Source organism: Bradyrhizobium macuxiense, assembly GCF_001542415.1.
Classification (GTDB): Bacteria; Pseudomonadota; Alphaproteobacteria; order Rhizobiales; family Xanthobacteraceae; genus Bradyrhizobium; species Bradyrhizobium macuxiense.
The window spans coordinates 8,033-33,147 of sequence record NZ_LNCU01000035.1 but is presented as its reverse complement, the minus strand read 5'-3'; the positions used below and the strand labels follow the sequence as shown (position 1 = coordinate 33,147).

Sequence of the window (25,115 nt, the reverse complement as noted above, 5' to 3'; positions counted from 1 at the left end):
GCGATACTCGAAACGATACCCAGGAGCACGCCATGAACGTGAACATCATGAACGTCGATTACTCGACCAAGATTCCGAACAACGTGAATCTCGCCGAGGATCGCCAGGTGCTGAAGGCGCTGGAGGGCTGGCACCCCGGCTACATGGATTGGTGGAGCGACATGGGCCCGGACGGCTTCCAAGAATCGCTCGTCTATCTGCGCACCGCCTATTCGGTCGATCCGCGCGGCTGGGCCAAGTTCGACTATGTGCGCATGCCGGAATATCGCTGGGGCATCCTGCTTGCGCCGCAGGAAGAGAACCGTGTCATTCCGTTCGGCGAGGATTACGGCAAGCCGGCCTGGCAGGAGGTCCCCGGCGAGCATCGCGCGATGCTGCGCCGCCTGATCGTGATCCAGGGCGACACCGAGCCGGCCTCGGTCGAGCAACAGCGCCATCTCGGCAAGACCGCACCCTCGCTCTACGACATGCGCAACCTGTTCCAGGTCAATGTCGAGGAAGGCCGCCATCTCTGGGCAATGGTCTACCTGCTGCAGAAATATTTCGGCCGCGACGGCCGCGAGGAAGCCGACGATTTGCTGCGCCGCCGCTCGGGTGACGCGGATTCGCCGCGCATGCTCGGCGCCTTCAATGAAGCGACGCCGGACTGGCTGTCGTTCTTCATGTTCACCTACTTCACCGACCGCGACGGCAAGATGCAGCTGCACTCGCTGGCGCAGTCGGGCTTCGATCCGCTGTCGCGCACCTGCCGCTTCATGCTGACCGAGGAAGCCCACCACATGTTCGTCGGCGAGACCGGCATCACCCGCGTCGTGCAGCGCACCTGCGATGCGATGCAGGAAGCCGGGATCACCGATCCGACCGATATCGCCAAGGTCCGTGCGCTCGGCGTGATCGACCTGCCGACGATCCAGAAGAAGCTGAACCTGCACTATTCGCTGTCGCTCGACCTGTTCGGTTCGGAGGTCTCGACCAACGCGGCGAATGCCTTCAATGCCGGCATCAAGGGCCGCTACAAGGAAACCACGATCGACGACGACCATCAGCTCAAGAGCTCGACCTATCCGGTCATGAAGCTGATCGACGGCCAGATCAAGATGGTCGACGAGCCGGCGCTGACCGCGCTCAATATGCGCCTGCGCGACGACTACACGCAGGATTGCGTCAAGGGCATGCTGCGCTGGAACAAGGTGATCTCGACTGCGGGCTATGACTACAAGCTCACGGTGCCGAATACCGCCTTCCACCGCCAGATTGGCGAGTTCAAGGACGTCCACGCAACGCCCGACGGCCTCGTGATCGACGATACGACCTGGGCCAAGCGCAGGAACGACTGGCTGCCGTCGACCGAGGACGGCGACTTCATCGCCTCGCTGATGAAGCCGGTGACCGAGCCCGGCGAGTTCGCCTCCTGGATCTCCGCGCCCAAGGTCGGCATCGACAACAAGCCCGGCGATTTCGAGTATGTGAGGATCGAGAGCTGATCGCCTGAGAGTTCTCTCTCCTCCCGAGAGAGTTGGAGAGGGGCGAGCCGAAAGGTCCCTGGCTTGCCCCTTTTCTTTGTCTGAAACAGCAGTCCCGACGACATGACAGCCGGCGCGCGAAGCGAGGCGTGACGGAGTGAGCCACGTCCCGTCTTGACAAGCGCTGTGCGTTCGCGCCGAGATATCCCATTCAAACAAGATGGACCGCGACGATTGTCGTTGCGGCTTGGGAATGCGGTGGTGCGGTCATGAGTGAAGAAGCGTTTCCCGGTCCCGACCTGCGTCCGCTCAAGCTTCAGATCGGCGAACTGACGATCGCGGGCTTCGAGAGCTCGGGCACCGGCCGCGATATCCTTCTCGTGCACGGCAATTCATCCTCGTCGCGGATCTGGCAGAAGCAGCTCCAGGGGCCGCTCGGCGCCAAGTATCGGATCGTTGCGATCGATCTCCCGGGTCATGGTGCGTCCTCGCGGCCATCCAATCCGGAGCAGGGCTATTCGGGCGAAGGCTATGCATCCTGCCTTGCTTCCATTGCACGCGAAATCGGCCTGAAGGACGCGGTGGTCGTGGGCTGGAGCCTCGGCGGCCATGCGGTGATCAATGCGGCCGCGTCCCTGCCGGCGGCTGGGCTCATGATCTTCGGCACGCCGCCCGTCGCCAAGACCCCGGACGGATTTTCCGGCTTCAAGGGATTGTCGGCCACCACCTTCACGCCGGCGCCTGATGATGCCGCGATTGAGGAGTGGATGCAGTCGGCCTTCGCTCCGGGCTATTCGCTGCGGCCATCCTTCTTCGAAGCCGATTTTCGTCGCACCGACGGCAATGCGCGCGGCTATCTCGGCGCCAGCGTGCAGGCCGGCCGCTTTGCCGACGAGGCCGAGATCGTGCGCAATCTGACAATCCCGCTGGCGATCGTGCATGGGAGCGAAGAGCAGATCGTCGATCTCGGCTATCTGCAGCGGCTGCCCGCGCCGACACTGTGGCGCGGACAGGTTCAGGTGATCGACGGTGCCGGCCACACCACACAATGGGAGAAGGCGGACGCCTTCAACCGCACCCTCGACGCCTTCGCATCGAGTCTTTGAGGGCGTGATTTCCTTCACCTCTCCCCGCTTGCGGGGAGAGGTCGGATCGCCTTTGCGATCCGGGTGAGGGGGTACAGGTCTCTCGGCACTCGTGCGCGCGGAGAGGAGCCCCTCACCCCAACCCTCTCCCCGCAAGAGCGGGGCGAGGGAGTGCACTTCCGATGCCATGCGATCGCGCGACCTTACCCCGCGATCTCCAGTCCCGCCGTCGCATAGACCACGCCACCGTCAACGGCGATGGTCGCCCCGACCACGTAGTCGCCGGCGCGCGAGGCGAGATAGATCGCGGTACCCGCCATGTCCTCATCGGTCCCGACGCGGCGCGCCGGAACGCGCTTGGCGACCTCGTCCCCATGATCGCGCGCGGCGCGGTTCATGTCCGATTTGAACGCGCCCGGCGCGATCGCCGTGACGTTGACGTGGTCTTTGACCAGCCTGGTCGCCATGCGCCGCGTCAGATGAATGACCGCAGCCTTGCTCGCCGCGTAGGAATAGGTCTCCATCGGATTGACGAAGATGCCGTCGATCGAGGCGATGTTGATCACTTTCGCCGGCTGTTCGGCGCTGGCCGCGGCGCGCAACGGCTTGGCCAGTGCCTTGGTCAGGAAGAACAGGGCCTTGACGTTGAGGTCCATGACCTTGTCCCAGCCGCTCTCGGGGAATTCGTCGAAGTCGGCGCCCCATGCAGCGCCGGCATTGTTGACGAGGATGTCGAGCTTCGGCTCGAGCTTGATGATCTCGCCGGCGAGCTTCTCGCAGCCCTCGACCGTCGAGATGTCGATCGGCAGCGCGATGCATTCGCCGTCATAGGCAGCGGAAAGCTCCTTGGCGGTGACCTCGCATGGCCCGGCCTTGCGCGCGGTGATGTAGACCTTGGCCGCGCCTTGCGCGAGGAAGCCGGCCGCGATCATCTTGCCGATGCCGCGCGAGCCGCCGGTCACCAATGCGACGCGGCCCTTGAGTGAGAACAGATCCTTGAACATGCGTTCCTCCGTTGCGTTGCCAGTGGTTCTGGGCGCGGCAGGGGAACGAGTCAAGGAAGCTGACGCACCCTCTCCCACAAGGGGAGAAGGGAAGTGAGTGAGTTTGTAGTCCGGATGCGGCCTACGCCGCGTCGATGCGGCGGAAACCGTTCCACACTGCGGTGGCGGCGCCGGAGGTCAGGACGGGCAGCAGACGCGCCTCCTGGTAATTGCCGTTCAGCGAGACGCGCTGCAGGGCCGTCAAATGCTCGGTGCTTTCGGCGAACAACATGCCCGGCCGCGTCGTCACCGCGGTCCTGAAACCGATCGCCTTGGCGAGCGCGAATTCGCGCTGCCCGGCGGCCATCCGGTCGCCGTAGGGATAGGCGAGATGCAGCACTGGCCGTTGCAGCGCGTCCTCGATCCGGGCGCGGCTGGTCATCAGCTCGAACGACGCGATCGTCTCGCTCTGCTTGGCGAGATTGCAATGGGTGATGGTGTGCGCGCCGATGGTGACGAGCGGATCGCAGGCGAAGCTGCGCAGTTCGCTCCAGGACAGGCAGAGCTCGCGCGCGATGCGAGCCTCGTCGACGTTGTGACGACTGCAGAGTGCGGAGATTTCGCGCTGCACGTCCTGCTCGCCGGGCAGCGCGCGCAGCCAGCCGTGCATGCGGTCGAACGCCGCCTGCTTGGCTTGTGCCGTCGAAGCATCGAGGCGCGTCATGCTGCCGCCGATCGGCACCTCGATCGCGGACGCGGAGGCGATCACCCGCTCCAGCGCGATCCACCACAGCCGGCCGGAGCCCTCGGCGAAATCGCTGGCGACGTAGACGGTCAGCGGCGCGTCGAACTCGCGCATCACAGGCAATGCGAAGTCCCGGTTGTCGCGATAGCCGTCGTCGAAGGTGAAGCAGGCGAAGCGCCGCTCGAAATTCCGTTCGGTGAGGCGACGATGCGCCTCGTCGATACTGATGATGTCGACGTGGAGCGCACGCAGATGCATCAGCATCGCGCGCAGGAAGTCCGGTTCAACCTCGAGATGGTGATTCGGCTGGAACGAATCGTCGCGTCGCGGGCGGACGTGGTGCAGCATGAAGATCGCGCCGACGCCGGCGAAGATCGGTCGCAGCAGGACGTGTGCGCCCGAAAAATAAAGTGCCTCCAGCCCGGCGCGGATCACGGTGTTGCGAAGCTGTTTCATGAGCGCACGGCGGGCGATTTGCATTCCGCCACAAACTTAGCGAAAGACCACTGAAGAAACTGTTAGCCTGATCGGAACAGGGCGCTCTGCCGGGGATCGCGATTTGGGGTTTGACAGCCAGCCAAGGGTTTGTTTTCTCTCTGTTTCCCGAGCCGCAGGACCCTGAATGCACGGACTTTTCAAGTGGAGTAGCAAATGGTGGCCGGGCGTGATTCCGCTGGTCATCTTTTGGGGTATTGCGGCCTGGACCAGCACGGCGACGGTCGAAGCCGATCTCGCGGCGCGTTCTAATGCCGCACTCAAGGATACCGTCCTCGACAAGCGTCGAATCAGCGTCGATGGCCGCGATGTGACCTTTGCTGCGAATGCATTTTCGGAAGACGGCCGCCTCAGCGCGGTGGCGTCCGTCGAAGCCGTGCCAGGCGTGCGGCTCGTCAACGACGAGACCCGTCTTGTTCCCGAAGCCAAGCCGTATGTCTGGTCCGCCGAACGCGACGTCGGGAAGGTGACGCTTGGCGGCAACGCGCCGTTGCCGTCGAGCAAGGGCAAGCTGATGGAGGCCGCGAAGGCCAATCTCGGTGGTATCGAAGTCGCGGATCAGATGGCGCTCTCGCGCGGCGCGCCGACGCGTTTCGACGCCGCCGCGCTGTTGCTGCTCGACCAGATCGGCAAGCTGAAGGACGGCAAGATCACATTGACCGACACCAAGGTCAGCCTCGCAGGCATGGCGCGCGAGCTCGGTGGGCGCGAGGCGATCGTGGGAGCGCTGAAGAACCTTCCCGAGGGTTATTCGATCGCGGCCAATGACATCCAGGCCCCGCCTTACGTATTCCAGGCCTACAAGGATCCGGTCGCGCTGACGCTGACGCTGACCGGCTACGTCCCCGACAACAACACGCATGCGGCACTGGTCGCTGCCGCCGGTCGCAAGTTCTTCAGCGAGAAGGTCGTCGACAATCTGAAGGCCAGCGTCGGCGCGCCCTCGGGCTTTGCCGCAGCCGTGGTGCCCGCGCTCGGCGCGCTGTCGCGGCTGTCGACCGGAACGCTGGTGGTGTCCGATCGCGAGGTGAAGCTGTCGGGCGATGCGCTCTATGACGCCGCCGCCGGCCAGATCCGCAACGGCCTGGGCAAGGACTTTCCGCAAGGCTGGCAGTTCAAGGCCGAGGTCACCGTCAAGCCGCCATCCGCGCCGGTCGACGCCTCGGTGTGCCAGCAATTGTTCGCCGACCTCCTGGTGAAGGGACGAATCCGTTTCGAGTCCGGCAAGGCCGACATCGTGCCGGATTCCGCAGGCCTGCTCGATCGCCTGATCGAGATAGCGATGCGCTGCCCGACGACCAACATCGAGGTCGCCGGCCACACCGACAGCGACGGTGATGAAGCTGCCAACCAGGCGCTGTCGGAAAAGCGCGCGCAGGCGGTGGTGGATTATCTCGTCCGTGCCGGATTGCCGGCCAGCCGCTTCACGGCGGTCGGCTTCGGCAGCACGCAGCCCCTGGCCGGCAACGACACTGAAGACGGCAAGGCGCAGAACCGGCGCATCGAATTCGTGGTGAAGTAGCGATGACCGCTGTAGCGACATTCTTCTGGGGTTGGTTGCTGACGGCGCTGCTGCTCGGCTTCTGCATGGGCTGGATCGCCGTGGTGCATCGGGCGCAGGGCGTTCCGAAGGTCTGGATCGGCTGGCTGTCGCTGCTCGCGATTGCGCTGGTGGCGGCGTCGTTCACGCGGATCGTGCCCGGCCGCTTCGGCTATTGGCTCGATCTCTTCCTGGTGATGTTCGCGCTCTATCTGTGCGGCTGCGCCGTCGGCTCCTGGCTGCGCGACTGGGTGGTGTCGCGCAGCAAGCCCGCGAGCTGACCTCCAAATCCTTCCGTTCCTAAGTCCCGGCTGGCGCCGCGTGACGCCAGCCGCAATCTTCTTGCCTGTTGACAATCAATACGTACGTACGTATTGATTGTCATGCCAAAGCCATCCCTCCGCGATGCCATCCTCGACGCCGGCCTGAAGGCCATGTTCCGCACCGGCTATCACGGCACCAGCGTGCGCGACGTCACCGCCGCCGCCGGCGCGCCGCAGGGCTCGTTTACCAACCATTTCCGGTCAAAGGAGCTGTTTGCCTCCGAAGTGCTCGACCGCTACTTCCTCCATGTGCGGGGCCTCGTGGCCGAAGCTCTGGGCGATACGTCGCTCACGCCGCGCGAGAGGCTCAAGCGTTACCTCGATCTCATCACCGGCAAGCTTGCCAATGACGGCTTCACCCGCGGCTGCCTGATCGGCGATTTCAGCCTCGAAGCGTCGGGCTCGAGCGAGATGCTGCGCGAACAACTCGACGCGATCTTCAATGAGTGGCGCGCGCCGTTTGCGGCCTGCATTGCCGAGGCTCAGGCCAAGGGCGAGATCGCGTCCGATTTCGATCCCCATGCGCTCGCCGATTTCCTGCTCGCATCCTGGCAGGGCGCGATGCTGCGCATGAAGGTCGAGCGCAGCGCGGCCGCCCTCGACCGTTTCAAGACCATCGCATTCCAAACCGTGTTCAAGGAGTTGCCATGACTGTACCTGCCGAGATCAGCCTGCATCACCGGTCCGTACGCGGATCCACGATGGCCTATCGCGAGACCGGACGTCACGGCGCGCCGCACGTGCTGTTCCTGCACGGCAATCCGACGTCGTCCTACATCTGGCGCAACATCATGCCGCTGACGGCTTCAGTCGGGCACTGCATTGCGCCCGACCTGATCGGCTACGGCCAATCCGGCAAGCCCGACATCGCCTACCGCTTCGTCGACCACGCAGATTATCTCGACGCGCTGATCGACGATCTCGGCATTGGCTCGGCCTATCTCGTCGCGCAGGACTGGGGCACGGCGCTGGCGTTTCATCTCGCGGCGCGCCGCCCGGATTTCGTGCGCGGACTCGCTTTCATGGAGTTCATCCGTCCGATGCGCGACTGGTCCGATTTCCACCAGCATGAAGCGACGCGCGACACGTTCCGCAAATTCCGCACACCGGGTGAGGGCGAAGCGATGGTCCTCGACCGCAATGTGTTCGTCGAGCGCGTGCTGCCGGGCTCGATCCTGCGCAAGCTCAGCGAGGAGGAGATGGCCGCCTATCGCGCGCCGTTTGCAACGCGCGAGAGCCGCAAGCCGACATTGATGCTGCCGCGCGAATTGCCGATCGCGGGCGAGCCGGCAGATGTCGATCAGGCGCTCACCGCAGCGCACGCGGCGCTTGCGGCCTCGACCTATCCCAAGCTGCTGTTCGTGGGAACGCCGGGCGCGTTGGTCTCGCCGGCCTTCGCCACCAAGTTCGCCGCGACGCTCAAGCATTGCGCGGTCATTCAACTCGGCGCCGGCGCACACTATCTACAGGAGGATCATCCTGAGGCGATCGGCCGCACGGTGGCCGGCTGGCTCGCCGGTATCGAGGCCGTCGGCGCACGGCGCCTTGCAGCATGAACGGATGGGAGAGCATGACATGACCGATCTCTCGATCACCTATTGCCGGCCCTGCGGTTACGAGAAACGCGCGAAGGAGGTCGCCGCGCTGCTGCGCGAGCGCCTCGGGCTCGATGCCGTGCTGGTGCCCGGCAAGGGCGGCATCTTCGAGGTCAAGCTCGGCGACAAGGTCGTCGCCAAGCGCGCCAAGGGGCATTTCCCCGATGCCGGCGAAATCGTCGCTGCGGTCGCTGCGGCGCGGGCATGACGATGAGCGGGCCTGGCTCCTCTCCGCTCGCCTGGCGCGACGATCTGTCCGCGATCGACTGGGACGAACTGTCGGCGCTCTACCGCGTGGCGCCGCTCGGCGACAAGAGCGCCGCCGACCTGAAGCTCGTGTTCGGCAACAGCATGTTTCGCGTCTTCGCCTTCGGGGACGGCCGGCTGGTCGGCGCCGGCCGCGCGCTCGCCGACGGCCGCGACTGCGCCTATCTCTGCGACATCGCCGTGCATCCGACCCATCAGGGCCGCGGGCTCGGTAAGGAGATCGTGCAACGGCTGGTTCGCCTGTCGGCCGGGCACCGCAAGATCATTCTCTATTCGGTGCCCGACAGGGAGCCGTTCTACGCGTCCTTCGGCTTTCGTCGCATGACCACCGCGATGGCGATCTTCGCCGACCAGGCCAAGGCGTTCGCCGCCGGCTATCTCGCCGACATCGGACCGAAGTCCTGAGGTACAGCGACGCGCCGCCGCCTGCTCCCCGTATTTTTCCGGTCTGCCTTGTCAGCGGTATCACGGGCTATCTGACGCACCGGCTTGTCAAGGTCTTGTCCGTGTGGCGGGAAACGCTCAAATTTGTCCATGCGTCGTCATGAATAGTCCCTAATATCTTGAAGAAACGCGTTTTATCGTTGTTTGACGAATTCCACTCCCGCTCAAAACGCGCTACAGGGTTCAGGGAACAGCGGAGCGTCGGCGGGGTTCGCCCGGGAGCCGCCGTCGCGGGATCGCAATTCGAGGTCTAGATGCTGGAAGCAATACGCAGGGCGATGGCGTTTCTGCGCCAGAAGCAGATCCTGCATAAGCTGGGTGTTGTGATCAGCATCGCCGTTATCGGCATCGCCTGCTACGTCCTCTATCATATGCTGCGCGGCATCGACACCAACGAGGTGATCGAGGCCATCAAGAGCACCGAGCCGCGTCAGATTGCGCTCGCGGCGCTGTTCGTCGCAGCCGGCTACTTCACGCTGACCTTCTACGATCTGTTTGCGGTGCGCGCGATCGGGCATGCCCATGTGCCGTATCGCATCAACGCGCTCGCGGCGTTCACCTCCTATTCGATCGGCCACAATGTCGGCGCCAGCGTCTTCACGGGCGGCGCGGTGCGCTACCGCATCTACTCGGCCTCGGGCCTGAACGCGATCGACGTCGCCAAGATCTGCTTCCTCGCCGGCCTTACCTTCTGGCTCGGCAACGCGGCAGTGCTCGGCCTCGGCATCGCCTATCATCCGGAGGCCGCCGCCAACATCGACCAGCTGCCGCCCTGGCTCAATCGCACCCTGGCATTCGCGATCATCACGGCGCTGGTCGCCTATGTGGTCTGGGTCTGGACCCAGCCGCGCGCGGTCGGCCGCGGCCCGTGGACGGTGACCCTGCCAGGCGGGCCGCTGACGCTGCTGCAGATCGCGATCGGTATCATCGACCTCGGCTTCTGCGCGCTCGCGATGTACGTGCTGGTGCCGGACGAGCCGAATCTGGGGTTCGTCGTGGTCGCCGTCATCTTCGTATCGGCGACACTGCTCGGCTTCGCCAGCCATTCCCCCGGCGGCCTCGGGGTGTTCGATGCCGCCATGCTGGTCGGCCTCTGGCAGATGGACCGCGAGGACCTGCTCGGGGGCATGCTGCTGTTTCGGCTCCTCTACTATATTGTGCCGTTCGTCATATCTGTAATCTTGCTGACGTTTCGGGAGGTTATCGTCGGCGCCCGACTCAAACAGCTGCCGCAGGCTGATTCGGGTCCCCGCGCCGAACCGCACCACGAGGCGGTTTATGTCCGCAAGCGCGGTGACTCCGGCGCCTGACGAAGCGGCCAGATGTCTCCTTGCGCGACGTCGATTTGACATCGCCTGAGCGGGACATGAACCGACGGGAAGAAAGCCGCCGCGATGGCAATTGACGATTCTCCTTCCTCCATGTTCTCGCCGTGGCCGGATCGGCTGCGGCACGCCGCGATCATCCTGCTCGCGGCCGCGCTGGCGCTGAGCGTGGTCGTCGCGCTCGGCGAGCTGTCGTTGGTGCGGGCCTGCGCGATATTCGCCTGCATCGCGGCCGCAGCCCTGGTGCCGTGGCGGCTGCACGATGCCTCGACGTCGCGCGAGGATGTCCGTGGCGTCAATCCGGTCGAGGCCTCCGCGGTCAGCGCCGTCGTCGCCGGCATGCCGGATCCGGCCGTGCTGCTCGATCGCGCCGGCCGCGTCATCCACCTCAACGCCGCCGCCGCGCAGCTCGCGCCGGCGCTGCGCAAGAACGAACTGGCGCAATTCGCGCTGCGTTCGCCGGAGATCATCACCGCGCTGCGCGAGGCGATCGCGACCACCGAGCCGCGCCGCGCCACCTATACCGACCATGTGCCGGTCGATCGCTGGATGGAATTGATCATCACGCCGGTTCCGGTGCCCACCCTGTTCGGCGGCACCGACAAGTGCATGCTGATGACTTTCCACGATCAGACGCCGTTGCGCCGGGTCGAGGAGATGCGCGCCGATTTCGTCGCCAATGCGAGCCACGAGCTGCGCACGCCGCTGGCGGCGCTGTCCGGCTTCATCGACACGCTGCAGGGCCCGGCGCGGGACGACACGAGGGCGCGCGAGCGCTTCCTCGGCATCATGCATACCCAGGCCACCCGCATGGCGCGGCTGATCGACGACCTGCTGTCGCTGTCGCGGGTGGAGCTCTCGGCGCATGTCCGGCCCGAAGCCCTGATCGACATCGCCCCCATCATCCGCCAGGTGGTCGACGGACTCGAGGCGCTGGCGAGCGAGCGTCAGGTCGAGATCGAGCTCGATCTGCCGCCGACGCCGGTCACGATCGCCGGCGACCGCGAGGAGCTGCTGCGGCTGTTCGAGAACCTGATCGAGAACGCGCTCAAATACGGCGCCTCCGGTGGCCGCGTCATAGTGTCGCTGAGCCAGCCGGCGCCGGGCGAGGCGAACCCCGAAATCCGTGTCATGGTACGGGATTTCGGCCCCGGCATCGCGCCGGAGCACCTGCCGCGGCTCACCGAGCGGTTCTATCGGGTGGACGTCGGCGACAGCCGCAACCAGGGCGGAACAGGCCTCGGATTATCATTGGTGAAACATATTCTTAACCGTCACCGCGGCCGTCTTTTGATCGAAAGCGTGCCGAAAAGCGGTGCGACTTTTACCGCCTGTTTTCCTCGTCCGAAGACCTCCTTGCCGGTGCAAAGCTAAGCGATTTCAGTTGCTTAGATGTGTCATCCAGCTGTCATCCAACCGTCGTAAAAGCAGCACCGACCGCTCCTAGATGGACCGGCGTGGGCGCGATCGGGCGCATTCGGCGCTTCGCCCACATGATGGAGACGACCCCATGAATTTCATCAAGACTATCGTCGCGGCCGGCCTTGTCGCCGCTTCGACGTCGGCCTTCGCTGCCGATATTACCGGCGCGGGCGCGACGTTCCCGTTTCCGATCTATTCGAAGTGGGCTGACGCCTACAAGAAGGAGACCGGCAACGGTCTGAACTATCAGTCGATCGGCTCCGGCGGCGGCATCAAGCAGATCCAGGCCAAGACCGTCACCTTCGGCGCGAGCGATATGCCGCTCAAGGTCGAGCAGCTCGAGAAGGACGGCCTCGTTCAGTGGCCGATGGTCATGGGCGCGATCGTTCCGGTCGTGAACCTCGACGGCGTGAAGCCGGGCGACATGGTGTTCGACGGTGAGACCCTCGCCAACATCTATCTCGGCAAGATCACCAAGTGGGATGATCCGGCGATCAAGAAGCTCAATCCGAAGGTGAACCTGCCCTCGGCCGCGATCACCGTGGTCCGCCGCTCGGACGGTTCGGGCACCACCTTCAACTTCACCAACTATCTCTCAAAGGCCAGCGCCGAGTGGAAGAGCAAGGTCGGCGAGGGCACCGCGGTCGAATGGCCGACCGGCGTCGGCGCCAAGGGCAACGAGGGCGTATCCGGCAACATCAGCCAGACCAAGAACTCGATCGGCTATGTCGAGTATGCCTACGCCAAGCAGAACAAGCTGACCTACACCGGCATGGTCAACAAGGGTGGCAAGACCGTGCAGCCGACGGTTGACGCGTTCCAGGCCGCCGCTTCCAACGCCGACTGGTCGCATGCGCCCGGCTACTACGTGATCCTCACCGACCAGCCCGGCGACAAGTCCTGGCCGATCACCGCGGCGACCTTCATCCTGATGCACAAGGACGCGACCGACAAGGCGGCGTCCCAGGAAGCGATCAAGTTCTTCCGCTGGGCGTTCAAGACCGGCGACAAGATGGCCGAGGAGCTCGACTACATCCCGATGCCGGACAACGTCGTCCAGCAGATCGAGAAGACCTGGACCTCCGAGATCAAGAGCTAAGTCCAACGCTTCGAACGAAAGCCGTGCCGCCTGCGGGCGGCACAGCCAAGGCAACCGGATCCGGACTCCATCAATATCAGAAGAACCGTGGAGTCCGGCACTTGCGCCCCGGGAGGCGCAACTGGAACGACGCCGGTGTCAGAAAATCGTCGGTGACGATCGCTTCGGGGGCGTGGCGGTTTGAGTAGCATTCACATACTAGAGAGGGGATTGGCGTGGCAGACATGGCTGTTCAGAGCGATGTGATGGAAGCCGCCGGACCTTACGATCGCGCCAAGGCCCTCAGCGCCTTCAAGCTCGGTGACGCCACCTTCTATTGGGTCACCCGCATTTCCGCGATTTCCGTTCTCGTGATCCTCGGCGGCATCATCCTGTCGCTGATCGTCGGCGCGTGGCCTGCTATGCGGGAATACGGCTTCGCCTTCCTGTGGACCCAGCGTTGGGCGCCCTCGGCCGATCCGCCGATCCTCGGCGCCGTCGGCCCGGTCTACGGCACGCTGGTCACGTCGGCGATCGCAATGCTGATCGCCATTCCGGTCGGCATCGGCATCGCCGTGTTCCTGACCGAGTTGTGCCCGCAATGGCTGCGCCGCCCGATCGGCATCGCGGTCGAACTGCTCGCCGGCATTCCGTCGATCATCTACGGCATGTGGGGCTTCTTCGTGCTCGGCCCGTTCCTGGCCAACACGTTCCAGCCGTTCATGATCAGGATCTTCGAGAACGTGCCGGTGCTGAACGCCGTGTTTGCCGGCCCGCCGTCCTATCTCAGCCTGTTCAACGCGTCGCTGATCCTCGCGATCATGGTGCTGCCCTTCATCACCGCGATCTCGGTCGACGTGTTCAAGACCGTGCCCCCGGTGCTCAAGGAAGCCGCCTACGGCATGGGTTGCACCACCTGGGAAGTCGTCCGCAACGTCGTGATCCCCTATACCCGCGTCGGCGTGATCGGCGGCGTCATGCTGGCGCTCGGCCGCGCGCTCGGCGAGACCATGGCGGTGACCTTCATCATCGGCAACTCGTTCCGCATCTCGTCGTCGATCTTCGCGCCGGGCACCACGATCTCGGCGGCGATCGCCTCCGAATTCGCCGAGAGCGACGGCCTGCACCAGTCCGGCCTGATCCTGCTCGGCCTGCTCCTGTTCGTGCTGACCTTCTTTGTGCTCGCCGGAGCGCGGCTGATGCTGCTGCGGCTGGAAAAGAAGGCGGGGAAGTGACGCCATGAATCCGATTTACAAATCCCGCCGTCGCAGCGACATCATCGTCCGCGCGCTTTGCATCGGCGCCGCATTGTTCGGCGTCACCTGGCTGGCGCTGATCCTGCTCACGCTGCTCTACAACGGCGTTGCGGGCCTCAGCGTGCAGCTCTTCACCCAGAACACGCCGCCGCCGGGCTCGACCGAAGGCGGTCTTCTGAACGCCATCGTCGGCTCGATCATCATGACGGTGATCGGGGTCGGCATCGGTGCGCCGCTCGGCCTGTTCGCCGGCACCTACCTTGCCGAATACGGCCGGCACGACAAGCTCACCTCGGTGATCCGCTTCATCAACGACATCCTGCTGAGCGCGCCTTCGATCATCATCGGCCTGTTCATCTATGGCGCCGTCGTGGTGCCGATGCGCGGCTTCTCGGCGATCGCAGGCTCGCTCGCGCTCGCCGTGATCGTGATCCCGGTCGTGGTGCGCACCACCGAGGACATGCTGCTGCTGGTGCCCAATCCGTTGCGCGAGGCGGCGTCCGCGCTCGGCCTCCCGCGCTCGCTGGTGATCAAGCGGATCGCCTATCGTGCCGCCCGGTCGGGTCTGATCACCGGCGTGCTGCTGGCGACCGCCCGCGTCGCCGGCGAAACTGCGCCGCTGCTGTTCACCGCGCTCTCGAACCAGTTCTTCAGCCTGAGCCTGAATAAGACGATGGCCAACCTGCCGGTGACCATCAACAACTTCGTACAAAGCCCCTACGCCTACTGGAAGGAGTTGGCGTGGAGCGGCGCATTGCTCATCACGTTCACCGTGCTCGCGCTCAATATCGGCGCGCGCATCCTTGGTGCCGAAAGGGCCGCAAAATGACAGAGCTTTCAGTTTCGACAACCGTCGCGAGCCACGTTCCCCAGGTGCCGCTCCCGGAGGCCGCCCCCAAAGTCACGGCGCGCAACCTCAATTTCTATTACGGCGAGCACCACGCGCTGAAGAACATCAACCTGACGCTCGGCACCAACCGCGTCACGGCGTTCATCGGTCCGTCGGGCTGCGGCAAGTCGACGCTGCTGCGCATCTTCAACCGGATGTATGATCTCTATCCAGGGCAGCGCGCCGTCGGCCAGCTGATGCTGGACCAGACCAACATCCTCGATGCCAAGCTCGACCTCAACCTGTTGCGCGCGCGGGTCGGCATGGTGTTCCAGAAGCCGACGCCGTTCCCGATGACGATCTATGAGAACATCGCCTTCGGCATTCGTCTCTACGAGAAGATCTCGAAGTCGGAGATGGACGACCGCGTCGAGAAGGCGCTGCGCGGCGGCGCGCTGTGGAACGAGGTCAAGGACAAGCTGAACGCCTCGGGCCTCTCGCTCTCCGGCGGCCAGCAGCAGCGCCTGTGCATCGCGCGCACCGTGGCGGTGCGGCCCGAGGTGATCCTGTTCGACGAGCCGTGCTCGGCACTCGATCCGATCTCGACCGCCAAGGTCGAGGAGCTGATCCAGGAGCTGTCCGAGGACTACACGATCGCGATCGTCACCCACAACATGCAGCAGGCGGCGCGCGTCTCCGACAAGACCGCCTTCATGTATCTCGGTGAGCTGATCGAGTTCGACGACACCAACAAGATTTTCACGTCGCCCAGCGATCGGCGCACCCAGGACTACATCACCGGCCGGTTCGGCTGAGGAGACAAGCGATGGCTTCTGAACATACCGCCAAGGCATTCGACAGCGATCTGCAGGAACTTACCCGCCTGGTCGCCGAGATGGGCGGCCTCGTCGAACGCATGATCACCGAGTCGGTCGACGCCTTGATCCGCCGCGACGTGGCGCTCGGCAAGCGCGTCGTCGCCGCCGACATCGAGATCGACAACCTGCAGCGCGTCATCGAGGAGCGCGCGGTGCTGACCATCGCGCGCCGGCAGCCGATGGCGATCGATTTACGCGAGATCGTCAGCGCAATGCGGGTGGCGACCGACCTCGAGCGGATCGGCGACCTCGCCAAGAACATGGGCAAGCGCGTCGCGGCGCTGGAGAGCGATTTCCAGCCGTTGAAGCTGATCCGCGGCCTGGAGCACATGACCGACCTCGTGCTGTCGCAGGTCAAGTCGGTGCTCGACGCCTACGCCGCGCACGACCTGCCGGCCGCGATGAACGTCTGGAAGGGCGACGAGGAGGTCGATGCGATCTGCACGTCGCTGTTCCGCGAGCTGCTCACCTACATGATGGAGGATCCGCGCAACATCTCGTTCTGTATCCACCTGATGTTCTGCGCCAAGAACATCGAGCGGATCGGCGACCACGCGACGAATATCGCCGAAACCGTATTCTACATGATCGAAGGCCAGCAGATCACCGACAAGCGCCCGAAGGGCGACATGACCACCTTTGCGACCACGGTGCCGGGCAACGGCTAGCCGGGGGTGTTTGGTTCGCGTCCGGGCAACGGATCAAGACAGAGAAAGAACATAGACCGATGAGCGCACGCATTCTGGTAGTCGAAGACGAGGAGGCGCTGACAACGTTGTTGCGCTACAACCTCGACGCGGAAGGCTACGACGTCGAAACGGTCGGGCGCGGCGACGATGCCGACACACGGCTCAAGGAGCGCATCCCCGATCTGGTGGTACTTGACTGGATGCTGCCGGGCCTTTCCGGCATCGAGCTGTGCCGCCGCCTGCGGGCGCGGCCCGAGACCAAGCAGCTTCCGATCATCATGCTCACCGCGCGCGGCGAGGAGAGCGAGCGGGTGCGCGGACTCGCCACCGGAGCCGACGATTACATCGTCAAGCCGTTCTCGGTGCCGGAGCTGCTGGCGCGCGTGAAGGGCCTGTTGCGCCGCGCAAGCCCGGAGCGGCTCGCGACCGTGCTGACCTACGGCGACATCGAGCTCGACCGCGAGAAGCGCCGTGTGGCGCGCTCGGGGCGCCCGATCGATCTCGGGCCGACCGAGTATCGCCTGCTCGAGTTCTTCCTCGAGCATCCGGGCCGCGTGTTCAGCCGCGAGCAACTGCTGGACAGCGTCTGGGGCCGTGACATCTATATCGACGAGCGAACCGTCGACGTGCATATCGGCCGCCTGCGCAAGCTGCTCAATCCCGGCCGCGAGCAGGATCCGATCCGCACCGTGCGCGGCGCCGGCTACGCGCTCGACGACCGTTTTGCGAAAGCCGAGCCGCAGCAGCAGTAAGTGTCGACATCACCACGCATCGGGATCGCATCATTGCGATGCGGTCCGTGGGTTGTGCACCGATAGGCTCCGCGTCCAATCCTGTATAGGCATAAAAAAATCCCCGCTTGCGCGGGGATTCTTCTTTCACGAGTTCCTGTTCAACGCGTCGGCGGCTTGTGGGCCGGGCGCCGCCGATCCGCGGCCGGCTGATAGGCGACGCGCGAGTGATGCGCGCAATAGGGCAGGCCCGCGAGCGCCTTCCCGCCGCAGAAGAAGAATTCCGGGCTCGAGGGGTCGCCCACCGGCCAGTGGCAAGTTGCCTCGTTCAGCTCGAGCAGCGACAGCCGCTGGCTCATCGGCACCACATTGTCATAGGCGACCGGATCCGGCTCCAGCTCGACCTCGAAGGCGTGCGCGAGCGCAGTGTTGCCGCGCGAGACTGGGCGCGCCACCCGCATCATGTGCTGGGCGGGACGGGCCTTGCGCTGCCGCGGTGCGGCTGTGGAGGGTGCCTTGGCGCGGCCGGAGAGGCCGAGCCGATGCACTTTGCCGATCACGGCGTTTCGCGTCACATTGCCGAGTTCCGCCGCGATCTGGCTGGCCGACAGGCCGGCCTCCCAGAGCTTCTTCAACTGCTCGACGCGATCATCGGACCAGGTCAAAACCGTCATCGCATTCTTCCCTTCGCCTTGCGCCGGCCATTCGTTGGAGCGGCGCTGCGGGCCAAATCTGACAAAAATCCCTGCGGTCAGAATCCCTTAACCCTCGCCGGGCGCGATGTTGCGCCCGAACGTTCACGCAGAACAAATGGCTACTTAGAGGGTCCAGTACTGCCGCACGAGATGTCGTACCCGACAGGCCAAACGCTACAATATGGCGTGACTCCGGCGCAAGAGTCCGCGGCAGCGCGTCCACATGTTCCCACTACTTATGCATTGCAATGAGGCTTTTCCACCGCACCGGAATGCTCCGGATTGCGCGCGTTTCGCATTGCAGGAAGGCCACTTCGTGGCGATTGACAGTTACTGGCCGCAGCTTAGAATGTTGTCCACGTGCCGCCCGCAAAGGCGGCACGTTTTGTTTTCCGAAGCTGGCCGTTGCTGCGCTGGCGTCAAGGCGCGCGGCAATTGTCGGCCTCCAAACCGTCAGTGATTGCCATGACCAACGCCACGTCGCATCTGCTTCCCGTCTTCGCCAGGGTCGATCTCGGCTTCGAGCGCGGTGAGGGCGCCTGGCTGATCGCAACCAATGGCGACCGCTATCTCGACTTCACCTCGGGTGTCGCGGTGAACGCGCTCGGCCACGCGCATCCGCATCTGGTCAAGGCGCTCCAAGAACAGGCGACCAAGCTCTGGCACATGTCGAACCTGTTCAAGAGCCCGGACGGCGAGGCGCTCGCCGCGCGGCTTTGCGAGCAGAGCTTTGCCGATTTCGTGTTCTTCTGCAATTCCGGCGCGGAAGCCATGGAGGGCGTGATCAAGCTGGTCCGCCACTATCACTTCTCGAAGGGGCATCCTGAGCGCTACCGCATCGTCACCTTCGAAGGCGCGTTCCATGGCCGCACGCTGGGCACGCTCGCCGCGACCGGTTCCGCCAAATATCTCGAAGGTTTCGGCCCGCCGATGGACGGCTTCGATCAGGTGCCGCATGGCGACATCGAGGCGGTGAAGAAGGCGATCGGGCCGCACACCGCCGGCATCCTGATCGAGCCGGTGCAGGGCGAGGGCGGCGTGCGTTCGGCGCCGCAGGCCTTCTTCAAGGCGTTGCGTCAGCTCTGTGACGAGCACGGCCTGCTGCTCGCATTCGACGAGGTGCAGACCGGCATGGGCCGCACCGGTGAACTGTTTGCCTACAAGCGCGTCGGCGTCACGCCTGACGTGATGTCGCTTGCGAAGGCGCTCGGCGGCGGCTTCCCGATCGGTGCGGTGCTGGCGAACGCGAAGGCTGCGGCCGGCATGGCGCCGGGCTCGCACGGCTCGACCTTCGGCGGCAATCCGCTCGCGGTGGCGGCTGCCAATGCCGTGCTCGACGTCATGCTCAAGCCTGGCTTCTTCGACCACGTGCAGAAGATGTCGCTCTTGCTCAAGCAGAAGCTCGCCTCCGTCGTCGATCGCTATCCCGGCGTGATTTCGGACGTGCGCGGCGAGGGCCTCCTGATCGGCGTGAAGGCCGTGGTGCCCTCGGGCGATCTCGTTGCCGCGCTGCGCGAGCAGAAGCTGCTCACCGTCGGCGCCGGCGACAATGTCGTGCGGTTCCTGGCGCCCCTGATCGTCACCGAGGGTGAAATCGACCTGGCGGTCGGAAGCCTCGAGCGCGCCTGTGCCGCGCTTGTGGCCGTGCAGCCGAAGAAGGCTGGATGATGAGCGCACCCGTCCGTCACTTCCTCGACATCAACGAGTTGCCGCTCGGCGAGCTGCGCAACATGCTCTCCGCCGGCGCCGCCATGAAGGCGAAGCTGAAGGCGCACGAGAAGGGCAAGAAGCCGCTCGAAGGCAAGACGCTGGCGATGATCTTCGAACGCCCGTCGACGCGCACGCGGGTGTCGTTCGACGTCGGCATGCGCCAGCTTGGCGGTGAATCGATTATGCTGACCGGCGCCGAGATGCAGCTCGGCCGCGGCGAGACCATCGCCGACACCGCGCGCGTGCTGTCGCGCTATGTCGATGCGATCATGATCCGCATCCTCAATCATGACGCGCTGCTCGAGCTCGCCGCGCACGCCACCGTTCCCGTGATCAACGGGTTGACGCGCCGCTCGCATCCCTGTCAGGTGATGGCCGACCTGATGACCTTCGAGGAAAATCGCGGGTCGATCGAGGGCAAGACGGTGGCCTGGACCGGCGACGACAACAACGTGCTGGCCTCCTGGGCGCACGCTGCCGAGCGCTTCAAGTTCCAGCTCAACGTCGCCACCCCGCCGGAGCTCGCGCCGAAGAAGCCGATGCGCGACTGGATCAAGGCGGTCGGCGCCCCGATCGTGCTCGGCACCGATCCGGAGGCCGCGGTCCGCGGCGCTGATTGCGTCGTCACCGATACCTGGGTGTCGATGGGCGACAAGGAGGGCGAGCATCGTCACAATGTGCTGAGGCCGTATCAGGTCAATGCGAAGCTGATGTCGCTGGCCAAGCCCGACGCGCTGTTCATGCACTGCCTGCCGGCGCATCGCGGCGAGGAGGTCACCGACGAGGTGATCGACGGTCCGCAATCGGTCGTGTTTGACGAGGCGGAAAATCGCCTGCATGCGCAGAAGGGCATTCTGGCCTGGTGTTTTAACACGGTCGCGTAAGCTGTAGGTCACTAACGTTGTCGTCCCGGGCAAGCCAACGGGTCGGCGCGAAGCGCCGCCCGATGACAGGCTCCGCGCGACCCGGGACCCATACGCCGCGGCCTGTGAAAAAAAGGCTCAAGGGGAGACGCCTTGTGTCACGACAGCGTCTTGTGGTTATGGGTCCCTGCTTTCGCAGGGACGACGCATCTCTCTGTTGGTGAACCCCTTTATTTCATGGTCCGAGACCCCAGATAGAGCGCCATGGCCCCACAATCCCCTGACATTAAAACCGCCGCCGAGGCGCCGATCCGCGCGCCTTCGCCCATTCCGGTCGACGACGCGGTGCTGGCGTTCGAGGTCGACGCGCTCGACCTGCGCGGCCGGCTGACCCGGCTCGGTCCCGCGCTCGACGAGATCCTGCACAAGCACGATTACCCGCCTTCGGTGGGCAAGCTGCTGGGCGAGGCCATCGTGCTGACCACGCTGCTCGGCTCATCCGTGAAGTTCGAGGGCCGCTTCATCCTGCAGACCCGGACCGACGGTCCGGTCTCGCTCTTGATCGTCGATTTCCGCGCGCCCGAGCGGCTGCGCGCCTATGCGCGCTACGACGCAACGGGCCTCAAGGAAGGCATGACCTCGGGCGAGTTGCTCGGCAAGGGCCATCTCGCGATGACCATCGACCAGGGGGCGGAGATGAGCCGCTACCAGGGCCTGGTCGCGCTCGACGGCGGCAGCCTGGAAGATGCCGCGCATGAGTATTTCCTGCGCTCCGAGCAGATCCCGACCCGGGTGCGTCTCGCGGTCGGTGAGGAGATGCGCGGTGGCGAGGGCGGCAAGCTGCACTGGCGCGCCGGCGGCATCATGCTGCAATTCCTGCCGAAGGCACCGGAACGCGCCAAGCAGGCCGATCTGCATCCGGGCGACGCGCCGGAGGGCACCGTGCCGCACAGCGTGCCTGACGACGACGCCTGGGTCGAGGGACAGTCGCTGATCTCGACCGTCGAGGATGTCGAACTGATCGATCCCGACCTTTCCGGCGAACGGCTGCTCTATCGGCTGTTCCACGAACGCGGCGTCCGCGTCTTCACCCCGCAACCGCTGCGCGCGCAGTGCTCCTGCTCGCGTGAAGCGGTGTCGTCGATGCTCAAGAGCTTCGAGCCGAAGGATCGCGCCGACATGGTCAAGGACGGCAAGGTCGTCGTGACCTGCGAGTTCTGCTCGTCGGTCTACGAATTCACTCCGGAAGAGGCGGGCGTGGAGGCGGAATAGGCGCACGGCGTCACCACACGCAACGCTTGTCATCACCCGCATGCTGTTTAGACCGGACAGATCACTGAAAGTGGGTGATCCAGTATTCCGGAGGCGTTAGCAAACGGCACAAAAGCCGGGGGGCGTACTGGATGCTCCGCATGCGCGGGGCATGACACCGCAGGCTAAGGCGCGATGAGATTAGGTTGAGCCGAAACCTTGGCGAGCCGATTCGACCAAAATTCATCCCGGTCTAGTTCAACACCCGCTTCCCGTCCGGGCTATCCAGCGAGAATGTCGGCACGTTGATGTCGAAGCGTTCGCCGCTCTCGCTGACCATCTGGTAGCTGCCGGTCATGAAGCCGGAGGCGGTCGGCAGCGGCACGGCCGAGGTGTATTCGAAGCGGTCGCCGGGCGCGAGCACCGGCTGCTTGCCGATCACGCCCTCGCCACGCACCTCCTGGCGGCGGCCGGTGGCGTCGGTGATGATCCAGTGCCGCGTGCGCAACTGCACGGTCTCGGGGCCGGAATTGGTGATCACGATCGTGTAGGACCAGAAATACTCGCGCCGCTCGGCCGATGAGCGATCCGGCATGAAATTCGGCTCGACGGTGACTTCGATCTGGCGGGTAACGGCACGGTACATGCGGCAAATTCCGATGGTCTTGCAGCATGATCCGGAAAAGTGCGTCGCGGCTTTCCGGCCAGATCACGCTGAAACAGAGATGCTATCATACCGAATTGAATCCGCGGAACCAATCGCCTGCCGAGGCGGCGAAACGTCGGCCCGGTTCGGCTCCGGTCATCGCGGTTTCAACACAGTTCCGTTCTAAAGCGCGGCCGCATGCCGCCGCACCCAGTGCTTTGTCCGCCACTCGCGGACCGATATTATGTTTTCACGGCCTGCGCACTTCCCGCAGCCGACATGGTGTTTGATGAGCTTGATTGCCGATCCCATAGCCGGTTCGCCCATGGCTGACGCCAAGGCGGCGAAGCCCAGAGCGGCTGCGCCGGCGATCACGCTGCCGGCGGCCGGCGAGCGTGAGCTGCGGCTCGACCTGTTCCGCGGGCTCGCGCTGTGGCTGATCTTCATCGATCACCTGCCGACCAACCTTCTGACCTGGCTGACGATCCGCAACTACGGATTTTCCGACGCCACCGAGATCTTCATCTTCATCTCCGGCTACACCGCGGCCTTCGTCTACGGCCGCGCGATGCTGGAGGCGGGCTTCGTGATCGCGACCGCGCGGGTGCTGCGCCGGGTCTGGCAGATCTATGTCGCGCACGTCTTCCTGTTCACGATCTTCCTCGCCGAGATCTCCTACGTCGCGACCTCGTTCGAGAACCCGCTCTACACCGAAGAGATGGGGATCATGGACTTCCTCAAGCAGCCCGACGTCACCATCGTCCAGGCGCTGCTGTTGCGCTTCCGCCCCGTCAACATGGACGTGCTGCCGCTCTACATCGTGCTGATGCTGTTCCTGCCGCTGATCCTGTGGCTGATGAAATGGAAGCCCGACGTCACGCTCGGTCTGTCGGTGCTGCTCTACGCGCTGACCTGGCAGTTCGACCTTTATCTCTCGGCCTATCCGAACGGCGTCTGGGCGTTCAACCCGTTCGCCTGGCAATTGCTGTTCGTGTTCGGCGCCTGGTGCGCGCTCGGCGGCGCGCGGCGGATGTCGCGCGTCCTGGCCTCGCCGGTCACGATGTGGATCTGCATCGCCTATCTGGTCGCGGCGTTCTTCGTGACGCTGACCTGGCACGTGCCGCAGCTCGGGCACGTCATGCCGAAGATTATCGAGCAATGGATGTATCCGATCAACAAGACCGACCTGGACGTGCTGCGTTTCGCGCACTTCCTGGCGCTCGCCGCGCTCACCGTGCGCTTCCTGCCCAGGGATTGGCCGGGGCTGAGATCGCCCTGGCTGCGACCTTTGATCCTGTGCGGCCAGCATTCGCTTGAGATATTCTGTCTCGGTGTCTTCCTCGCCTTCGCCGGTCATTTCGTGCTCGCTGAGGTGTCGGGCGGTGCCGCACTGCACGCCTTGATCAGCGTCTGCGGTATCCTCATCATGTGGGGCATGGCGTGGATCATTTCGTGGTACAAGCACTCCGCCGACAAAGGTGCCTCGCGCACGAAAGGCGCCGGCGGCAACGCCGATTTGGCGGGAGGGGGTGCATGAAGTCCGCATGGATGATGCTGTGCTTGACGTTGCTTGCCGTCTGCCTTGCGGCCGCGCCGGCGCGGGCCGACGACACGCCGGCGCCGGCAGCCGAGCAACCGCAGCAGCCTTGCGATGTGCCGGCCTATCTGCTCGCCAGCGAGAGCGCACTGCCGAAGGTCACCGCGGCCATCAAGGGCGCGCAGCCGTTGGAAGTGCTGGTGGTGGGCAGCCGCTCCTCAACCATCCCCGGCAACGAGGCGAGCGCCTATCCGGCCCAGCTGCAGACATCGCTGAAAGAGGCGCTGCCGTCCGCGACCATCAATTTGTCCGTGGAATTACAGGGAAAGAGCACGGCGGAAGAGACCGCCGGAACCCTCGTTAAGCTTGTCGACGCTAAAAAGCCTACTTTGGTTATCTGGCAGACCGGGACCGTGGATGCTATGCGAGCGGTCGATCCCGATGATTTCCGCGGCGCTATCGACGACGGAGTTGTTGCGTTGCGGAACGCTGGGGTCGACGTGGTTTTGGTCAATTTGCAATACAGCCCACGCACGGAGACGATGATCTCTGCGCCGCCATACCTGGACAATATGCGTGTGGTGGCTCAGCAGCACGATGTCCCGCTGTTCGACCGGTTCGCGATCATGAAGCAGTGGAGCGACGCGGGATATTTCGACCTGTTCAGCACCTCGCATGGTGTCGATCTGGCCAAGCGCGTGCACGGTTGTCTCGGCCGCGCGCTGTCGAAGTTCGTGATCGATGCCGCCCATCTGGGCCCGGTGCAGCAGAATTAGAGGATCCAGGGTTAATGCGTTTTGCCGTCCCTTTTCGCCTCGTCACATGGCTAAGCGTGCCCGCCGTTGCCGGCCTCGTGCTGCTGACGTCAGCCTCGATCGCGCCGCTCCATGCGCAGTCCACGCAGACCGACCAGCACGCGTCGCTATCGCCCGGTGCGAAAGCCGATGCAGCCGCAAAGTCTGATGCCGCGAAGCCTGATGCGGCCGCGCCTGCACCGGCGGCTGCCGCCGATGCGGCCGGCTCCACCGAGCAGCGCAGCGCGACCGCAAAAGCCATCGACAAGGTGAGGCAGGTCGCGAAATCGGCCAGCGACATCTTCCATCGCGTGCCCTGCCTGCAGCCCAAGGGCGTGCCGAACACGATGGGGTCGCTGCCGCATGTCGCAGCCAAGCTCGCCGAGGGCAAGCCCGTCGTCATCATCGCGTTCGGATCGTCCTCGACCCAGGGCTACGGCTCGTCCGCCCCGGAGTTCACCTATCCGAACC

The 25,115-nt window shown here is 64.6% G+C and carries 25 protein-coding genes and 1 pseudogene; 22 read left to right on the top strand and 4 right to left on the bottom strand.

Annotated elements, in window-relative coordinates; genetic code table 11:
* Nucleotides 1-32 precede the first annotated feature (32 nt).
* Together boxB and AS156_RS09255 are read left to right on the top strand one after the other, a co-directional pair.
* On the top strand, nt 33-1,484 hold the full coding sequence (boxB, locus tag AS156_RS09260) for a benzoyl-CoA 2,3-epoxidase subunit BoxB (protein WP_066503031.1): 1,452 nt from the start codon (nt 33-35) through the stop codon (nt 1,482-1,484).
* A gap of 248 nt (nt 1,485-1,732) precedes the next feature.
* Complete coding sequence (locus AS156_RS09255) at nt 1,733-2,569, top strand: alpha/beta fold hydrolase (RefSeq protein WP_082747398.1); 837 nt, start codon at nt 1,733-1,735, stop codon at nt 2,567-2,569.
* 182 nt (nt 2,570-2,751) lie between these two features.
* On the opposite strand, the gene AS156_RS09250 is transcribed toward AS156_RS09255, so the two are convergent.
* Nucleotides 2,752-3,552, bottom strand: coding sequence for an SDR family NAD(P)-dependent oxidoreductase (locus tag AS156_RS09250; protein WP_066503030.1), 801 nt, complete (start codon nt 3,550-3,552; stop codon nt 2,752-2,754).
* Nucleotides 3,553-3,673: 121 nt separating this feature from the next.
* Nucleotides 3,674-4,732 carry a polysaccharide deacetylase family protein gene (locus AS156_RS09245; protein ID WP_066503153.1) on the bottom strand — a complete coding sequence of 353 codons (1,059 nt, stop codon included), beginning with the start codon at nt 4,730-4,732 and terminating at the stop codon, nt 3,674-3,676.
* Nucleotides 4,733-4,898: 166 nt separating this feature from the next.
* Between AS156_RS09245 and AS156_RS09240 the strand changes: the two genes are divergently transcribed.
* From AS156_RS09240 to phoB, 14 genes are all read left to right on the top strand, one after another.
* Nucleotides 4,899-6,293 carry an OmpA family protein gene (locus AS156_RS09240; RefSeq protein WP_066503029.1) on the top strand — a complete coding sequence of 465 codons (1,395 nt, stop codon included), beginning with the start codon at nt 4,899-4,901 and terminating at the stop codon, nt 6,291-6,293.
* A 2-nt stretch (nt 6,294-6,295) separates the two neighbouring features.
* Complete coding sequence (locus tag AS156_RS09235; protein WP_066503027.1) at nt 6,296-6,592, top strand: hypothetical protein; 297 nt, start codon at nt 6,296-6,298, stop codon at nt 6,590-6,592.
* Between the two features lie 102 nt (nt 6,593-6,694).
* Nucleotides 6,695-7,285, top strand: coding sequence for a TetR/AcrR family transcriptional regulator (locus AS156_RS09230; protein ID WP_066503024.1), 591 nt, complete (start codon nt 6,695-6,697; stop codon nt 7,283-7,285).
* Entirely contained in the window at nt 7,282-8,190 is a 909-nt protein-coding gene (locus AS156_RS09225) for a haloalkane dehalogenase (RefSeq protein WP_066503019.1), read from the top strand. Before AS156_RS09230 ends, AS156_RS09225 begins: the two co-directional genes overlap by 4 nt.
* A gap of 19 nt (nt 8,191-8,209) precedes the next feature.
* Nucleotides 8,210-8,437: a SelT/SelW/SelH family protein gene (locus tag AS156_RS09220; RefSeq protein ID WP_066503017.1), complete on the top strand. Its 228-nt coding sequence runs from the start codon at nt 8,210-8,212 to the stop codon at nt 8,435-8,437.
* A gap of 2 nt (nt 8,438-8,439) precedes the next feature.
* Nucleotides 8,440-8,901 carry a GNAT family N-acetyltransferase gene (locus AS156_RS09215; RefSeq protein ID WP_066503014.1) on the top strand — a complete coding sequence of 154 codons (462 nt, stop codon included), beginning with the start codon at nt 8,440-8,442 and terminating at the stop codon, nt 8,899-8,901.
* Nucleotides 8,902-9,194: 293 nt separating this feature from the next.
* Nucleotides 9,195-10,250, top strand: a complete 1,056-nt coding sequence (locus tag AS156_RS09210; protein ID WP_066503011.1) for a lysylphosphatidylglycerol synthase domain-containing protein — start codon at nt 9,195-9,197, stop codon at nt 10,248-10,250.
* 84 nt (nt 10,251-10,334) lie between these two features.
* A complete protein-coding gene (locus AS156_RS09205; protein WP_066503008.1) occupies nt 10,335-11,639 on the top strand; it encodes a sensor histidine kinase in 1,305 nt (434 codons plus the stop codon).
* Nucleotides 11,640-11,775: 136 nt separating this feature from the next.
* Nucleotides 11,776-12,786, top strand: coding sequence for a phosphate ABC transporter substrate-binding protein PstS (pstS, locus tag AS156_RS09200; RefSeq protein ID WP_066503006.1), 1,011 nt, complete (start codon nt 11,776-11,778; stop codon nt 12,784-12,786).
* A gap of 224 nt (nt 12,787-13,010) precedes the next feature.
* Complete coding sequence (gene pstC / locus AS156_RS09195) at nt 13,011-14,000, top strand: phosphate ABC transporter permease subunit PstC (RefSeq protein ID WP_066503004.1); 990 nt, start codon at nt 13,011-13,013, stop codon at nt 13,998-14,000.
* A 4-nt stretch (nt 14,001-14,004) separates the two neighbouring features.
* Nucleotides 14,005-14,850, top strand: a complete 846-nt coding sequence (pstA, locus tag AS156_RS09190) for a phosphate ABC transporter permease PstA (RefSeq protein WP_066503002.1) — start codon at nt 14,005-14,007, stop codon at nt 14,848-14,850.
* On the top strand, nt 14,847-15,665 hold the full coding sequence (pstB, locus tag AS156_RS09185) for a phosphate ABC transporter ATP-binding protein PstB (protein ID WP_066503000.1): 819 nt from the start codon (nt 14,847-14,849) through the stop codon (nt 15,663-15,665). The genes pstA and pstB overlap by 4 nt, the downstream gene beginning before the upstream one ends.
* An 11-nt stretch (nt 15,666-15,676) precedes the next feature.
* Entirely contained in the window at nt 15,677-16,396 is a 720-nt protein-coding gene (phoU, locus tag AS156_RS09180) for a phosphate signaling complex protein PhoU (RefSeq protein WP_066502999.1), read from the top strand.
* A gap of 59 nt (nt 16,397-16,455) precedes the next feature.
* Nucleotides 16,456-17,169: a phosphate regulon transcriptional regulator PhoB gene (gene phoB, locus AS156_RS09175; protein ID WP_066502997.1), complete on the top strand. Its 714-nt coding sequence runs from the start codon at nt 16,456-16,458 to the stop codon at nt 17,167-17,169.
* Nucleotides 17,170-17,309: 140 nt separating this feature from the next.
* On the opposite strand, the gene AS156_RS09170 is transcribed toward phoB, so the two are convergent.
* Nucleotides 17,310-17,822, bottom strand: coding sequence for a GcrA family cell cycle regulator (locus AS156_RS09170; protein ID WP_066502995.1), 513 nt, complete (start codon nt 17,820-17,822; stop codon nt 17,310-17,312).
* Nucleotides 17,823-18,308: 486 nt separating this feature from the next.
* On the opposite strand from AS156_RS09170, the gene AS156_RS09165 reads away from it, so the two are divergent.
* The 3 genes from AS156_RS09165 (at nt 18,309) to AS156_RS09155 (ending at nt 21,688) form a co-directional block, all read left to right on the top strand.
* Complete coding sequence (locus AS156_RS09165; RefSeq protein WP_066502993.1) at nt 18,309-19,511, top strand: aspartate aminotransferase family protein; 1,203 nt, start codon at nt 18,309-18,311, stop codon at nt 19,509-19,511.
* Nucleotides 19,511-20,437, top strand: a complete 927-nt coding sequence (gene argF / locus AS156_RS09160; RefSeq protein ID WP_066503150.1) for an ornithine carbamoyltransferase — start codon at nt 19,511-19,513, stop codon at nt 20,435-20,437. The genes AS156_RS09165 and argF overlap by 1 nt, the downstream gene beginning before the upstream one ends.
* Nucleotides 20,438-20,680: 243 nt before the next feature.
* The gene (locus tag AS156_RS09155; RefSeq protein WP_066502991.1) at nt 20,681-21,688 is read left to right on the top strand and encodes an Hsp33 family molecular chaperone; all 1,008 of its coding nucleotides are present in this window, start codon (nt 20,681-20,683) and stop codon (nt 21,686-21,688) included.
* Nucleotides 21,689-21,920: 232 nt separating this feature from the next.
* Here the strand turns inward: AS156_RS09155 and apaG are convergent, their stop codons facing one another.
* Nucleotides 21,921-22,313 carry a Co2+/Mg2+ efflux protein ApaG gene (gene apaG / locus AS156_RS09150; protein ID WP_066502990.1) on the bottom strand — a complete coding sequence of 131 codons (393 nt, stop codon included), beginning with the start codon at nt 22,311-22,313 and terminating at the stop codon, nt 21,921-21,923.
* A gap of 289 nt (nt 22,314-22,602) precedes the next feature.
* On the opposite strand from apaG, the gene AS156_RS09145 reads away from it, so the two are divergent.
* The 3 genes and pseudogenes from AS156_RS09145 to AS156_RS44140 all read left to right on the top strand — a co-directional run.
* Entirely contained in the window at nt 22,603-23,850 is a 1,248-nt protein-coding gene (locus tag AS156_RS09145) for an OpgC domain-containing protein (RefSeq protein WP_066502984.1), read from the top strand.
* Nucleotides 23,847-24,626, top strand: coding sequence for an SGNH/GDSL hydrolase family protein (locus AS156_RS09140; RefSeq protein ID WP_066502982.1), 780 nt, complete (start codon nt 23,847-23,849; stop codon nt 24,624-24,626). Before AS156_RS09145 ends, AS156_RS09140 begins: the two co-directional genes overlap by 4 nt.
* A 14-nt stretch (nt 24,627-24,640) precedes the next feature.
* A pseudogene (locus AS156_RS44140) lies at nt 24,641-25,115 on the top strand (SGNH/GDSL hydrolase family protein); the annotation flags it as partial.